This is a genomic window from Roseovarius sp. MMSF_3298 (assembly GCF_030733705.1).
GTDB lineage: Bacteria > Pseudomonadota > Alphaproteobacteria > Rhodobacterales > Rhodobacteraceae > Roseovarius > Roseovarius confluentis.
On record NZ_JASHIN010000001.1, the window covers coordinates 187,494 to 201,782 of the forward strand.

The window sequence follows — 14,289 nt, forward strand, 5'->3', positions numbered from 1 at the left end:
TACAGTTTTGTAACGGTTTCATGACCGGCCGCATTTTCCGGGCGTTAAGGTCGAATTAATTGAGGTTGACGTCGGGGCGCGAAAATGAGCGGTGCATCAGGTCTGCTGCGCGGTCGGGCGCGAGGGCAGAATCACGTCGAATCGGGTGCCCTGCCCCAGTTCCGAATGCACCTTCAGTCGCCCGCGGTGGCGGTTGACGATGTGCTTGACGATGGCCAGCCCCAGCCCGGTGCCGCCCATCTCGCGCGAGCGGTGGCTGTCGATCCGGTAGAATCGTTCGGTCAGGCGGGGGATGTGCACCTCCTCGATGCCGGGGCCCTGGTCGATGACGGAAATCACCGCCGAGGGGCCGCGCAGCGCGGGGTGATCGGCATGGGCCTCGAGCATCAGGGTGACGGTCTTGCCGGGGCCGCCATACTTGATGGCGTTCTCGATCAGGTTGGTGAGGATCTGATGCAGCTGGTCGGCGTCGCCGGGCACGGTGACGTCGGACAGAGTCGTCTCGAACGCGATCTCGACGCCGGCCTCGTCCGCGATCGGGCGCGTGGCATGGATAACGGCGCGCATCAACCGGACCAGATCGACCCGGTCGGTGGGACGCACGCGTTCCTGCGCCTCGACCCGGCTGAGCGAAAGCAAGTCCTTCACCAGACGCTCCATCCGGCTGGCCTCGACTTGCATGGTGCCCAGGAAACGCTCGGTCGCGGCGGGATCATTGCGCGCCGGGCCGCGCAGGGTTTCGATGAAACCGAGAAGCGCGGTCAAGGGCGTGCGCAATTCGTGGCTGACATTGGCGACGAAATCGCGGCGCATCTGGCCCACCTGTTCAAGATGGGTGACATCCTCGAAACACAAGAGCACGCCGGAGCCCGCCTCGGTCTCGACCGGGCTGCAGGTGACGGCAAAGGCGGTGTCCTGCGTGCCCGCGCTGGAAAGGTAACGTGTCTGGCGCGTCTCGCGGTCGCGCAGGGACGCCTCGACCGCGTCCAGCACGGTGGGCTGGCGAATGGCGGTGATGAAATGGCGGCCGATCAGCCCCGGCCCCAACAAGGCCGCGGCGCGGTCGTTGGCACCGAGAATGCGCTCGCCCCGGCCGATCAGCAACGAGGCCAGGGGAATCGCCTGCAAGAGCGTGGCGATATTGCCCTGGTTCATTCGATCTCGACGCGGCGCATCCCCGCCCGGTAGCGCGCGGCGTTCTTCTGATAGTGCAGCGCGGTGGCCTTGAACGCCGCGATGGCCTTGTCGTCCAGGTCGCGCACGATTTTGCCCGGTGCGCCCATCACAAGGCTGCCATCGGGGATCTCCTTGCCCTCGGTGATCAGCGCACAGGCCCCGATCAGGCAGTTCTTGCCGATCTTCGCGCCGTTCAGCACCGTGGCCCCCATGCCGATCAGGGAGTTCTCGCCGATGGTGCAGCCATGCAGCATCGCCTTGTGCCCGATGGTGCAACCGCGCCCGATGGTCAGCGGAAAACCCGGGTCGGTGTGCATCACGGTGTTTTCCTGCACGTTGCTGCCCTGCCCCACGACGATGGGCTCGTTGTCGCCGCGCAGCGTGCAGCCGAACCAGACCGAGGCGTTTTCCTCCAGCACCACCTTGCCGATGATGTTGGCGTCAGGCGCGACCCAGGCGCCCTCCTCCAGTTGCGGTATCACGTCGTCAAGCGCGTAAATGGGCATTCATCTCTCCTCGAATTCGGCCTGAAGGCGTTGCACGTGGGCATTCAGGTCGGGCTGTTGCAGGCGGCGCAGGCGGGCGGCCGAGACGATGGTCTTGAGGGCTTTGTCCGTTGTCTCGAGGTCGTCATTGACCAGCACGTAGTCATATTCGCCCCAGTGGCTGATCTCGTCCCAGCTTTTCTGCATCCGCTTGGCGATGGTCTCGGGGCTGTCCTGGCCGCGGGTTTCCAACCGGCGGTGCAGCTCGGTGATGCTGGGCGGCAGGATGAAGATCGACAGGGTATGCGGGCCGAGGACCGAATTCTGGATCTGCTGCGCACCCTGCCAGTCGATATCGAACAAAACGTCGCGGCCTTCGTCGATGGCGGCCTGCACGGGGCCGCGGGGCGAGCCGTAGAAATTGCCGAAGACATGGGCGTGTTCCAGCATCTCGCCGGCCGCCACCTGTTTGCGAAAGGTGCTGTCGTCAAGGAAGTGATAATCCTGCCCGTCCACTTCGCCCGCACGCGGGGGGCGCGTGGTGGCCGAGACGGAAAACGAGATCGTCTCGTCCCAGTCGCGCAGGCGGCGCGACAGCGTGGATTTGCCCGCGCCCGAGGGCGAGGACAGGATGATCAGAAGGCCGCGGCGGTGTTTCATGGGGCCTCCGGTATGGGCGCATGGCCCGGCTTTTTCTTGCCCAAAATACTCATGCAAGCGCCGAAGGCGCGCTGCGGCGACGCCGAAGGTGGCGCAAACCCTTTAGCCGGGAGGTCCCGGGTCATGCCCGGGACAGGCAGGGTCAAGCCCGGGACGTGGTAGCGCAAAGAGGCCAGGAGATCCCGGATCAAGTCCGGGATGACCTGCAAAATTTTGTTTTGCAGGTCACTCCACATTCTGCACCTGTTCGCGCATCTGCTCTATCACGCTTTTCAGCTCCAGCCCGACGCTGGTCAGGTCGCTGCTTTGGGCCTTGGAACACAGCGTGTTGGCCTCGCGGTTGAATTCCTGCGCGAGAAAGTCGAGCTTGCGGCCCGCGGGGCTGCCCCCGGCGATAAGGTCGCGGGCCGCAGCGACGTGGCTGCGCAGGCGGTCGATCTCCTCGGTGACGTCGGACTTGACCGCCAGCACCGCCAGTTCCTGGGCGATGCGGGCTTCCTCGATGCCGTCGGTGTTGTCCATCACGCGCTGAAGCGCGGCACGGAAATTGACCTCGGTCTCGGGGCGGCGGGCCTCGGCGGCGGTGGTGGCGGCGTCCGTCAGCGCGGCGATCCGGTCCAGCTGGCCGGTCAGAACCTCGGCCAGCGCCACGCCTTCGCGGCGGCGCATCGACTGGAAACTGCTGAGCACGGTTTCGAAATCGGCCACCAGCGCCTTGCCCAGGGCGGCGGTATCCTCGTCCTGCGCGCCCGGCTCGAACACGCCGCGCAAGCCCAGCACATCGGCGGCGTTGGCGGGCGCGAGCGACAGGCCAAGCGCCATGGCGCGAGATTCGATCTCGGTCATTGCCGCCAGCACGTTGTCCAGTTGGGCCGTGTCCAGTTGCGCGGCGGCACCGCCATCCTGGGCCTGCAGCTTCAGTGACAAGGTGACATTGCCACGCCCGAGCGCCTTGGTCAGGCGTGCGCGCAAGGCGGGCTCCAGCCCGTCGATCCAGTCCGGCACCCGCAGCCGCAGATCCAGTCCGCGCCCGTTGACCGCGCGCAAGTCCCATGTCCAGCCGAAGCGGCCATGCATTCCCTGCCCCGAGGCATAGCCGGTCATGGAGTTCAGCTGCGCGGGGGCTTGGGTCACGGTCATTTGATCCTTTGCGGGGCGGGCCGCGAAAGGCCCGTTGTTGCAATGGTTTCCTAGTGCGTCGGCGGCCTGTTCGCAAGCGTCACGCGACGCCGGGCGTTAACCACTCGGCAAGAAAGTTGAACAAAATCGGGCGGAAATGTGGCAATCTTGTTTCAAGTTGAACTGCATCCGATTCAAGTTGAGCCTTTCAGGTGGATCGGGCCGCAGGGACGCGCCGGGGCGGCTTGCCTCGGTCGCGGAACCGCAGGACCGGGGCGGGTGGCCCTGGTGACGGGATTGAAAATTGAGAGGCAAGACCGGCCCCTGCGCCGGATGGGGAAAGACCGATGAAGGATGATTCTGGAAGCTCATTTCTGGACAAGTTTGCCGATCTGCGGCCCTCGGGCAGCGGCGGTCACAGCGCCCGCGTCGAGGCCGATCTGCAAAAGTTCGTCGGCTACTGGTCGGGGATGCGCCGGGGCGGCGATGTGCCGCTGCGCACTGAGATCGACCCGCGCGGCATCGAAAGCCTGCTGAGCAACGCCTTCATCGCCGAGAAGGTCGCCCCCGGCATCGCCCGGCTTCGGATCACCGGCACGCATCTGTCGGACGTGATGGGCATGGAAGTACGCGGCATGCCCCTGTCGGCGCTGATCGCGCCCGAGGATCGGGGGCGGCTGGCCGACGCGATGGTCGACCTGTTCGAGCGGCCTGCGACGCTGCGGATGGACCTGACAGCGCCCGGCGGCCTGCGCCGCGCGGCGATGGCCGCGACGCTGATCGTGCTGCCGCTGCGCAGCGACCTGGGCGATATCTCGCGTGCGCTAGGGTGTTTCGTGTCCTCGGGGCCGATCGGCACCACGCCGCGCCGGTTCAAGATCGTGGAGAGCAAGGTGACGCCGCTGGACCTGTCCGACACCAAGGTCACCGGATTCAGTGAAGAGCAGGCGGCACTGGCCGCCCCGACCCCGAAGACCCGTCCTGCCCCCAAAGCGCGCCAGGAGCAGCCCGCGGAGCTGTCACATCCCAGCGAGCGGCCCTACCTGCGGCTGGTTCACAGCGACTGAGCCGCGTCCAACCGGGCCTTGAGTTCGGCGTTCTCGGCCCGCAGACTGGCCAGTTCCTGCTGGAACGGCGCGAGGATGGGGTCGAGTTCCTCCATGGTCAGACGGACGGGAATGTGCTGCGGGCAATTCCAGTCGAAGCCTTCGACGGTGATGACCACGGCCCGTTCTGGGCGCGCCTTGTAGCCCTCGTCCATCAGTCGGGATATCAGGTCGGGATCGTCGCTGATCCTCACGCGGCCCAGAATCTTGAGCCGGGCGCTGTTGGGGTAGTCCATCAGGATAAGCGAGATACGGTCGTTGTCCGCCAGGTTGCCGGTGGAGATATACTGGCGGTTGCCGCGATAATCCGCATAGCCCAGCGTCTGGTCATCCAGCATTTTCAGAAAGCCGCGCGGGCCGCCGCGAAACTGCACATAGGGCCAGCCCGTGGCGCTGACCGTGGCCTGGTAGAAGCCGTCGCGCAGGGCGATGAACTGTGCCTCGTTGGGGCCAAGACGGTCGTCGGCGGGGGCATCGGGGGCAAGACTGCGGGCGTACATCGCCGCCGAGCCCTGTTTTTCCTGCATGGCGCGGACCGCGTCGGTGAAGGCGAGTTCGTGGAAGGTCTTGGCCATGTCTTGCGTCCTTTCGGGTGCTTCTGGCCGCTAGATCGGCATGCGCGTCGGTTTTCGCAAATCACGAGGCCGCGAGACGCGGTGTGCTCAAAGCCCGTCGAACTGCGATTTCTGCGTCTCGTTCCAGCGCACGGTCAGGGTATAGCCGTCCTCGTCCTGCACCTCGTCCTCGACAAGCCCCTTTTCGAAGAGCCATGCGCGTTTGCGACCGGCGTCAAAGCCCAAGGTGAACGTCTCGACATGGGTGGTGCCCGCCAGCCGGGTGATGATGGTATCGCTGAGCGCGTCCATGCCCTCGCCGGTGATGGCGGACAGAAGCTGTACGTTCTCCATCCGGCTGGCGCGGTTTTCGACCAGGGTGCGGTCCTCGGGGGTCAGACGATCGATCTTGTTCCAGACCTCGATCTGCGGCGTGGTTTCCAGCACGCCGAGGCTGGTGAGGATCTCGTGCACGTCGCCGGCCTGGTCCTCGGTCTCGGGGTGCGAGATGTCGCGGACATGGACGATCAGGTCGGCGGCCAGCACTTCCTCGAGCGTGGCGCGGAAGGCGGCCACCAGTTCGGTGGGCAGATCGGAGATGAACCCGACGGTGTCGGACAGGATTACCTCGGGGCCACCACCGGGAAGCGCGATCTTGCGCATGGTGGGGTCGAGCGTGGCGAAAAGCATGTCCTTGGCCATGACCTCGGCCCCGGTGAGGTGGTTGAAGAGCGTCGACTTGCCGGCGTTGGTGTAGCCCACCAGCGCCACGATGGGGAACGGCACCTTGGCGCGGGCGGCACGGTGCAGGGTTCGGGTCTTCACGACCTTTTCCAGCTGGCGGCGCAGGCGGACGAGCTGTTCGTCGATGGCGCGGCGGTCCGCCTCGATCTGCGTCTCGCCGGGGCCGCCGACAAAGCCCAATCCGCCGCGCTGACGTTCGAGGTGGGTCCAGGCCCGCACCAGCCGGGTACGCTGGTAGGACAGCGCGGCCATCTCGACCTGAAGCACGCCCTCGCGGGTGGCGGCGCGGTCCGAGAAAATCTCGAGGATCAGCCCGGTCCGGTCCAGCAGTTTGACGCCCAGCTTCTTTTCGAGATTGCGCTGCTGCACGGGCGACACCGGCCCGTCGATCAGAACCAGCTCGACCTCGTTGTCTTCGACAAGCTGCTGCAGTTCGGCCATCTTGCCCTTGCCGAAGAGCATGCCGGGATGCGGATCGCGCAGGCGCACGACCGAGCCGCCCAGCACCTCCAGCCCCGGCAAGGCGTGGGCCAGCGACACGGCTTCTTCGAGCGCGAGCGCGGGGTCACGCTCGCGGTCTGAACTGGGGATATCCGGGTGCAGGACCCAGGCGCGGGTGTCCGAAACGTCGGTCTGGGTCAAGACCCGTCATCGCCCTCGTACAGGCTGACCGGCTGGGACGGCATGATCGTGGACACGGCATGCTTGTAGACAAGCTGTGACTGCCCGTCGCGGCGCAGCAGGATGCAGAAATTGTCGAACCAGGTGATGACACCTTGCAGTTTGACGCCATTGATAAGGAAAACAGTGACCGGGATCTTGGTCTTGCGTACCTGATTCAGAAATGCGTCTTGCAGATTTTGTCGGTCTGTCGCCATTGTTTTTATAGCCTTTGTTCTTGCATGAGGCCTCTTGCGGCCCCGGTCTCCCTCGGGAGGGAGTATGGAGTGCGCGTTTCGGAGTTTCCAGCCCAAAAATCAAATCGTTGCGGTGTCTTGCCGGGGTGGTGTTTCAGGAGTGTGACAACATTGCCGCGCGGGGCGGATATTCCCGACGGTCAGCGGCGCCACAGGCTGGGGTTGAAAAGCGCGATCAGGGCCAGCGTCTCCATCCGGCCCAGCACCATCGCGGCGGAAAAGACCAGCTTGGCCGCCGGGTGCATTTCAAGCAGGGCGATGGGCGCGTCGGCGCCGACTTGCGTGAGCGGCCCGGCGGTGGCCAGCGCGGCGGTCGAGAGTACGATGGCGTTCTGCAGGTCCTCGCCGAAGGCCGCCATCAGGACGGTCACCAATGCCAGCGACAGCGCGAAAAGCATGAAGAAGATCCACGCCACGAAGGCGCCCTCGCGCCGCATGCGGCGGGTGTGGACCCCCGCGCGGCCCACCGAGGAGGGATGGATCAGCCGCTCCATCTCGCGCTGGCCGTTGAGGTAGAGCGCGTAGATCCGCAGGAGTTTCACACCGCCCGCCGTGGTGGCCACGCCGCCGCCGAACATCGCCAGCCCCATCAGCAACAGCCCCGGCGTGCCGAGACCCGACCAGGATTGCGCGGCCTCCCACGCCGCACTTTGAAAGCCGGTGGTGGACAGGAAGGACATGACGGTAAACGTGCCGCCCCAGAGCGCCTGCAGTGCCTGGCCCAAATCCTCGACCTGGTCGACGTCGAAGGCGCCCAGCCAGTGGCGCGAGAACAGGACCAGCGGCACGCCCAGCACCAATGCACAGCCGATGCGGAACTCGGGGTCGCCCAGCACGCTGGTGGACTTGCTGGTCAGCGTGTCCGACGAAAAGGTCAGCCGCGACAGGGCGAAGAACATGAACAGGAAGATCACGATCTCGCCGCCAAAGCCGCTGCCGGCATTCTCGACCCCGCCGACGGCGGAGATGCCGCTGGTGGCCATCGTGGACATGGCATGCACCGCCGCCACCAGCGGACGGTCACCGCCGATCACAAGCAGGAACCACACGACCCCGGTGAGGCCCACATAGACGGGCGCCAGCGCCTGCGTGCTTTGCGCGATGCGACGGGCAGAGCTGGCGCGGCGGAACCGGCTGAGCGCATCCTCCCCCTGCCCCGGTTCAGCCGAGACGGTGATCTCGAACCCGCCAAGGTTCATGGGCGCCAGCACGGCCGAGGCGGCAATCCAGATCAGAAGCCCGCCGAACCAGCCGACCACACCGCGCCACAGATGCAAGCTGTCGACCAGCCGCGCGGGATTGTCAAAGAGAGTGGCGCCGGTCGTCGTCAGGCACGACACCATCTCGACATAGGCGTTGAGGAAGCGCGTCGTCTCCAGCCCCTCGTAGAAGGGCAGCGCCAGGAACACCGGCAGCGCGGTATAGGCCAGCGCCAGCGAAGCGAGGTTCTGGATGTCCGAATTGTCCTGTTGCCGGCGGCCCGCGATGGCCAGGCCGACGAGCAGGATGAAGGTGACCCCCAGCACGCTGGAATAGAGAAACGCGCGGGCGACGGAATGATCGTCCTGCACGAAGGCGTGCAGCGCGGGGCCGAGCATGGCGATGCTGGCGATCCCGGTCAGTACGAGGATGAGTGGGAACCGCAGCAGACGGGCCGTGAGGCCCGGCGAGGATGTCTCAGAAGAAATCAATCGAGACCTGCAGGAGCTGTTCCACCCGGCCCACATCCGAGGCCAGCGCGAAGATCACCACCACGTCGCCCGCCTCGATCCGCATGGACCCGGAGGGTTTCAGCACCTTGCCGTCCCGCAGCACGCCCCCCACAAGCACCCCTTCGGGAAAGTCGATCGCGCGGATCGCGGCGCCGGCGATGTTGGACGTGGACATGACCTCGGCCTCGATCACCTCGGCCTCGGCATCGCCGATGGAATAGACCGAGCGCACGCGGCCATGGCGGACATGGCGCAGGATCGAGCTGACGGTGGTGGAGCGCGGGTTGATATAGGCGTCGATGCCCAACGGCTCCATCATCGGCAAGAGCGTGGGGTCGTTGATCAGCGCGATGGAGAAAGGGCAGCCTTCGGACTTGGCGCGCACGGCGGCCAGCATGTTGGTCTTGTCGTCGTCTGTCACCGCCAGCACCGCATCGGTGCGCGAGATATTCGCCTCGGCCAGCAATTGCGCGTCCAGCCCGTCGCCGTTGAGCACGATGGTGCGTTCCAGCGCGTCGGCGGCGCGTTCGGCCACCTTGCGGTCGCGCTCGATCACCTTGACCCGGGTGCGCTTGCCGCGCTTCTCAATCCGCTTGGCGACGCTGAGGCCGATATTTCCGCCGCCGATGATGACCAGCCGTTCCTGTGACTGCGAGGTCTTGCCGAAAACCTCCATCGTGCGCGGCACGTCCTCGGAGGGCGCGAAAACATAGGCGTCGTCGCCGACGAAAAGCTGGTCCTCGGCCTCGGGCGCGAACAGCTTGCCGTCGCGGCGGATGGCCACGACCACCACTTCGAGGGTCGAAAAGAGATCCGTCAACTGTCGCAGGGGCGTGTTGACGATCGGGCAGTCATCCTCGATCCGCAGGCCCAGAAGCTGCGCCTTTCCTTCCATGAAGGTTTCGGTGTCGAAGGCGGCGGGGGCGGCAAGGCGTTGCAGCGCGGCCTCGGCCACCTCGCGCTCGGGCGAGATCACCACGTCGATGGGCATGTGGTCGCGGCGGTAGAGGTCGGAGTAGATCGCGTCCAGGTAGGATTGGCTGCGCAGGCGGGCGATCTTTCGGTTGATGGAAAAGACCGAATGCGCCACCTGGCAGGTGACCATGTTGACCTCGTCCGAGTAGGTGGCGGCGATGATCATGTCGGCATCGCGCGCCCCGGCCTGGTCCAGCACGTTGGGATAGCTGGCAAAGCCGTTGATGCCCTGCACGTCCAGCGTCTCGGTCGCGCGGCGAACCAGGTCGGGGTTGTTGTCGACGACGGTGACGTCGTTGCGTTCGCCCGACAGGTGGCGCGCGATCTGCCAGCCGACCTGCCCTGCCCCGCAGATGATGACCTTCATGGGCTGTGCCCTTATTGACCCAATCGAGGGCTTTGCATGACAGATGGGGCAGTCACGGTCAATTGCTTTGTCCTGCGCGGATTTGCGGATAAGCTGGCGGTTATGAGATGGTACCTTGTCCCGATTTTCGCCTGTGTCGCGCCGCTGTTGGCGGGCTGCCTGCCGACCACTGTCTATTACAAGGAAGGCGCCCCGGTGAGCGGGGTCGCGCGGGACCGCACGCAATGTGACGTGGCGGCGCTGCGCGAAGTGCCGGTGCGCACGCTGACGCGCTATATCCCGCCGACCTACAGCTATCGCCCGGTCTGCAACGCGGCGGGCGCGTGCAAGACGGTCCGGGTGCTGCTGTCGCCCGGGCGGTGGGAAAGCTATGACGCCAACGAGGGGCTGCGCGCACGGGTGGCCAAGCAATGCATGGCCGACCAGGGATACCAGAAGGTCAGCCTGAAGCCCTGCCCGCCCGAGGTGGTGGAGGCCACGGTGATCACCGCGACGCGGGTGCAGCCGCCACTGACGGAAAACTCCTGCGCGATCCGCATCAAGGGCGGGAAATACCAGATCGTGAACCCCGAGTAGGTCTGCGTCGCCTAAAGGAGCGCCTGCGGCGCGCTTGATATCTCGGCGGCGGGGTCGTCTCGGGTTTGCCTCCGGCGGGGATGTTTTTGACCAGGGGAAGCGCAGCGTGTACGCGATACCCTGCCCTGTCAGCCCGTCGCGGCCTGCTGGCTGTCCTCTTCCTCGTCGGACACGCGTGCGCCCTTGGTCCCGGTGACGACCCCCAGCGATTTCAGCTTGCGGTGCAGGGCGCTGCGTTCCATGCCGACGAATTCCGCCGTGCGGCTGATATTGCCGCCAAAGCGGTTGATCTGGGTCATCAGGTATTCACGCTCGAACGCCTCGCGGGCCTCGCGCAGGGGCATGGTGGCCACCGTGCCCGACAGGACAACGCGATCCCCGTCGCTGGGCGTGGCGCTGTCGCCGGGGATTTCGCGCGCGGTGATGTCACCGTTGGACTCGCCCAGGATCAGCACGCGCTCGATCACGTTGCGCAGCTGACGGACGTTGCCGGGCCAGCGCATGGTCTGCAGGAGCGCCGCCGCCTCGTCGGCCAGGGCGCGGATGGGCAGGCCCTGTTCGCTGTTGAGCTTTTCGATGAAATAGGCCGCCAGTACCGGTATGTCCTCGCGCCGGTCCTCGAGGCTGGGTACGGCGATCGGCACCACGTTCAGGCGGTGGTAAAGCTCGCGGCGGAACCTGTCGGCCTGGATCTCGGCCTCGAGATCGCGGCTGGTCGAGGAGATGACGCGCAGGTCGACCTGCACCTTGTCGCTGCCGCCCACCCGCAGGAAGGTCTGATCGACCAGCACGCGCAGGATCTTGCCCTGCGTGACCAGGGGCATGTCGGCGACCTCGTCGAAATAGATGACGCCGGTATTGGCCTCTTCCAGCAGGCCGGCGGTGACGGTGCCGTCCTCGGCCTCGCGCCCGAAGAGGACCTCTTCCATCCGGTCGGGCTCGATCGAGGCGCAGCCGGCGCAGACGAAGGGGCCATTGGCACGGTCGGAATTGGCGTGGATGTAGCGCGCCGCCAGCTCCTTGCCCGAGCCGGCAGGGCCAGACAGCATCACCCGGCCATTCGACCGCGTGACCTTGTCCAGCTGGCCCACCAGCGTGCGGAAGACGGGGCTTTCGCCCAGCATGTCGGCGGGGCCGCTGCCCTGCCGCTTGAGCGCGAGGTTCTCGCGGCGCAGGCGGCTGGTTTCCATGCCGCGGCGGATCACCACCATCAGCTGGTCGATGTTGAAGGGTTTCTCGATGAAGTCGTAGGCGCCCTGCTTGATGGCCGCCACCGCGATCTCGATATTGCCGTGGCCCGAGATGATCACCACCGGCACCTCGGGGAAGTCGCGCTTGACCGCCTTGAGGATGTCGATCCCGTCCATGTTGCTGTCTTTCAGCCAGATGTCGAGGATCAGCAGGCCCGGCGGCTGGTTCCGGATCTCGGCCATGGCCTCGTCGGAATTGCCCGCGAGGCGGGTCGTGAAGCCTTCGTCCTGCAGGATGTCTGAAATCAGTTCGCGGATATCGCGTTCGTCGTCGACAATCAGGATGTCACTCATGGGTCTACCTCATACGGCCTGTCGTTGGTCATATTCGTTCAAATCGGGGTCGGAATCGGGGTCGGTATCCGGCGCGGCCTCGGCCCGAGTCAGGGGAAGGCGGATCACGGCCATGGCGCCGGGGCGCGCGCCCTCGGCGAAGGGCTCGGCGTCTTCCAGGCCAAGGCTGCCGCCATGTTCCTCGATGATTTTCTTCACGATGGGCAGGCCAAGGCCGGTGCCCTTTTCGCGGGTGGTCACGTAAGGCTCGAACAGGCGCGAGCGATCCTCGGGCAGGCCGATGCCGTTGTCGGAGATGCAGATCACGGCCGCGTCGTCCTCGCGCGTGCTGGTGACGCGGATCTGCGGCTGGTGCCCGTCGGAGCCTTCTTTTTCATAAAGGCTTTCAATGGCTTCGCCGGCGTTCTTGATCAGGTTGGTCAGCGCCTGGTGCAACATGGTGCCGTCAACTTCGGCCATCAGCGCGTCATCGGTCAGCGTGGCCTCAAACGTGACATCGGGCTGCCCGGCTTCCTGCAGCAGGACCGCCTCGCGCAGCAGGTGCGTCAGGCTTTCGACCTTGGTCTGCGGTTCGGGCATGCGGGCGAACTTGGAAAACTCGTCGACGATGCGGCGCAAATCGTTGGTTTGGCGCACGACCACGTCTGTCAGCTGTTCCAGGCTGGCGGCCTGTTCGTCATCCAGCACGCGGGTAAACTTGCGCTTGATGCGTTCCGCCGACAGCTGGATCGGGGTCAGAGGGTTCTTGATCTCGTGCGCGATGCGGCGGGCGACGTCGCCCCAGGCGGCCATGCGCTGGGCGGTCACGAGGTCGGTCACGTCGTCGAAGGCCACCACGTAGCCTTCGCGTCGGCCGCCGTCATTGCTACGGGTCGACATGCGCACCAGCAGGTTTTCCATCCGGCCCGTGCGGCTGACCTTGATCTCTTCCTGCGCGAAGCCGGTGTTGGACTCCTTCAGCCGGTCAAAGAGCGCGCCGAATTCCGGGATCGCCACGGAAAGCGCCAGCGATTGCTGGTCCTCCTGCCAGTCGAGCAGGCGTTCGGCGGCGCGGTTGACGAAAGTGACCCGGCCCTTGGCATCCAGCCCCACCACGCCGGACGACACCGAGCCCAGCACGGAATCGAACAGCCGCCGGCGGCGTTCGATCTGCTCGGTGTTGGTCAGCAGCGTGTCGCGCTGTTGCTTCAATTGCCGTGTCATCTGGTTGAAGTAGGTCGAGAGCATGCCGATCTCGTCATCGGCATCCTCTTCGCGCACCTGGGTGTCCAGATCGCCCTCGCCCACGCGCTGCGCCGCGCTGGTCAGGCGGCCCACGGGACGGCTGAGACGTTCGGCAAACCACATGCCCAGCCAGACGGCGGCAAGGATCAGGATCAGCGCGAAACCGAGATAGAGCACGCCGAACTCGAAGAGCACGCGGTCGCGCTCGTCCTCGCGCTGCTGGTAGAAGCGCGCGGTTTCCTGCGTGTCATCCAGCAGGCTGAGGATGTCGCCGTCGACATTGCGGCTGACGTAGAGATAGCGGTCGGGGATCTCCTCCAGGGGAAGAAGCGCGCGGAATTCGTTGTTGTCCCAGTCGCGGATGATGACGACGCCCTCTTCGTTGGCCTCGTCGAACATCTCGCGCGAGGGTTCCTCGTAGTCGAAAAGGTAGGAGCGTTCCCCGCGCGAGCGGATGTCGCCGGTGCCGTCGATGACGAACGCCTCGCGCAGGCCGCGCTGGATTTCGCGCTGGCCGCGCGACAGGATCTGGCGGATGTCGCCATCATCCAGGAAAACGGCGGCGCGCTTGGTGGCGTTGATCAGCGACGCCAGGGCGCGGGCATCGACCAGCAGATCGCGGCGGTGTTCATCCTCGTAGGCCTGCGCCGCGGCAACGGAGTTGTCGACGACGCGCCCCACCCTGTCGGAGAACCATGCCTCGAGCCCCATGTTCACCGACAGCGTGGCGAAGACGGCGACGGTGATCGTGGGCAAAAGCGCCATCAGGGCGAAGACCCCCGTCAGGCGCAGGTGCAGGCGCGAGCCCGCTGATTTGCGGCGGCGGGCGGCGACCATCTGGGCGACGCGCTGTAGCACCAGCGCGGCGACCATGATAATGTAGACCATGTCGGCCAGCAGGATGATGCGCAGAACGTTGGACGAACTGCCCTGATCGAGCGGGCCCATCACCAGATAGGTCAGAAGCGCCAGAACGGGGCCAAGCACGACAAGGCTGAAGGCGGCGGCATTGCGCACGCGTTTCATGCGCCGAAGGCGCCCGAGCTTTTCCCACGTCAGTCTGCGTGCTTTTACAGCCACGCAATCCCCCCATCAGGTTGTGGCGCGGGATGCGCCAGACCTCCAGATGT

13 protein-coding genes are annotated in these 14,289 nt (G+C 65.7%); 2 read left to right on the plus strand and 11 right to left on the minus strand.

Annotated features, from left to right (window positions below; genetic code table 11):
• Positions 1–96: 96 nt before the first annotated feature.
• From RBB18_RS00945 to RBB18_RS00960, 4 genes are all read right to left on the minus strand, one after another.
• Positions 97–1,155 carry an ATP-binding protein gene (locus tag RBB18_RS00945; RefSeq protein WP_103761210.1) on the minus strand — a complete coding sequence of 353 codons (1,059 nt, stop codon included), beginning with the start codon at positions 1,153–1,155 and terminating at the stop codon, positions 97–99.
• On the minus strand, positions 1,152–1,682 hold the full coding sequence (locus tag RBB18_RS00950) for a gamma carbonic anhydrase family protein (protein WP_103761209.1): 531 nt from the start codon (positions 1,680–1,682) through the stop codon (positions 1,152–1,154). The genes RBB18_RS00945 and RBB18_RS00950 overlap by 4 nt, the downstream gene beginning before the upstream one ends.
• Entirely contained in the window at positions 1,683–2,321 is a 639-nt protein-coding gene (gmk, locus tag RBB18_RS00955) for a guanylate kinase (RefSeq protein WP_103761208.1), read from the minus strand. It abuts the gene before it with no gap.
• Between the two features lie 225 nt (positions 2,322–2,546).
• Positions 2,547–3,425 carry a YicC/YloC family endoribonuclease gene (locus tag RBB18_RS00960; RefSeq protein WP_306110517.1) on the minus strand — a complete coding sequence of 293 codons (879 nt, stop codon included), beginning with the start codon at positions 3,423–3,425 and terminating at the stop codon, positions 2,547–2,549.
• A 362-nt stretch (positions 3,426–3,787) separates the two neighbouring features.
• Between RBB18_RS00960 and RBB18_RS00965 the strand changes: the two genes are divergently transcribed.
• Positions 3,788–4,507 carry a PAS domain-containing protein gene (locus RBB18_RS00965; protein ID WP_306110499.1) on the plus strand — a complete coding sequence of 240 codons (720 nt, stop codon included), beginning with the start codon at positions 3,788–3,790 and terminating at the stop codon, positions 4,505–4,507.
• On the opposite strand, the gene RBB18_RS00970 is transcribed toward RBB18_RS00965, so the two are convergent.
• The 5 genes from RBB18_RS00970 to trkA all read right to left on the minus strand — a co-directional run bounded on the left by RBB18_RS00970 (position 4,495) and on the right by trkA (position 9,830).
• A complete protein-coding gene (locus RBB18_RS00970; protein ID WP_306110500.1) occupies positions 4,495–5,121 on the minus strand; it encodes a pyridoxamine 5'-phosphate oxidase family protein in 627 nt (208 codons plus the stop codon). The two genes, RBB18_RS00965 and RBB18_RS00970, sit on opposite strands and share 13 nt — an antisense overlap.
• Positions 5,122–5,208: 87 nt before the next feature.
• A complete protein-coding gene (gene hflX / locus RBB18_RS00975; RefSeq protein ID WP_103761205.1) occupies positions 5,209–6,486 on the minus strand; it encodes a GTPase HflX in 1,278 nt (425 codons plus the stop codon).
• On the minus strand, positions 6,483–6,722 hold the full coding sequence (gene hfq, locus RBB18_RS00980; protein ID WP_057789335.1) for an RNA chaperone Hfq: 240 nt from the start codon (positions 6,720–6,722) through the stop codon (positions 6,483–6,485). The genes hflX and hfq overlap by 4 nt, the downstream gene beginning before the upstream one ends.
• A 179-nt stretch (positions 6,723–6,901) precedes the next feature.
• Entirely contained in the window at positions 6,902–8,488 is a 1,587-nt protein-coding gene (locus tag RBB18_RS00985) for a TrkH family potassium uptake protein (protein WP_274591842.1), read from the minus strand.
• Positions 8,439–9,830: a Trk system potassium transporter TrkA gene (trkA, locus tag RBB18_RS00990; protein WP_371931573.1), complete on the minus strand. Its 1,392-nt coding sequence runs from the start codon at positions 9,828–9,830 to the stop codon at positions 8,439–8,441. Before trkA ends, RBB18_RS00985 begins: the two co-directional genes overlap by 50 nt.
• 21 nt (positions 9,831–9,851) lie before the next feature.
• Here trkA and RBB18_RS00995 point away from each other — a divergent pair, with 21 nt between their 5' ends.
• Positions 9,852–10,391 carry a hypothetical protein gene (locus tag RBB18_RS00995; RefSeq protein ID WP_103761202.1) on the plus strand — a complete coding sequence of 180 codons (540 nt, stop codon included), beginning with the start codon at positions 9,852–9,854 and terminating at the stop codon, positions 10,389–10,391.
• Positions 10,392–10,519: 128 nt separating this feature from the next.
• Here the strand turns inward: RBB18_RS00995 and RBB18_RS01000 are convergent, their stop codons facing one another.
• Positions 10,520–11,935 (minus strand): sigma-54 dependent transcriptional regulator, encoded by a 1,416-nt coding sequence (locus tag RBB18_RS01000; protein ID WP_103761201.1) that lies wholly within the window; start codon positions 11,933–11,935, stop codon positions 10,520–10,522.
• A 9-nt stretch (positions 11,936–11,944) separates the two neighbouring features.
• Positions 11,945–14,185, minus strand: coding sequence for a PAS domain-containing sensor histidine kinase (locus RBB18_RS01005; RefSeq protein WP_306110501.1), 2,241 nt, complete (start codon positions 14,183–14,185; stop codon positions 11,945–11,947).
• Positions 14,186–14,289 lie beyond the last annotated feature (104 nt).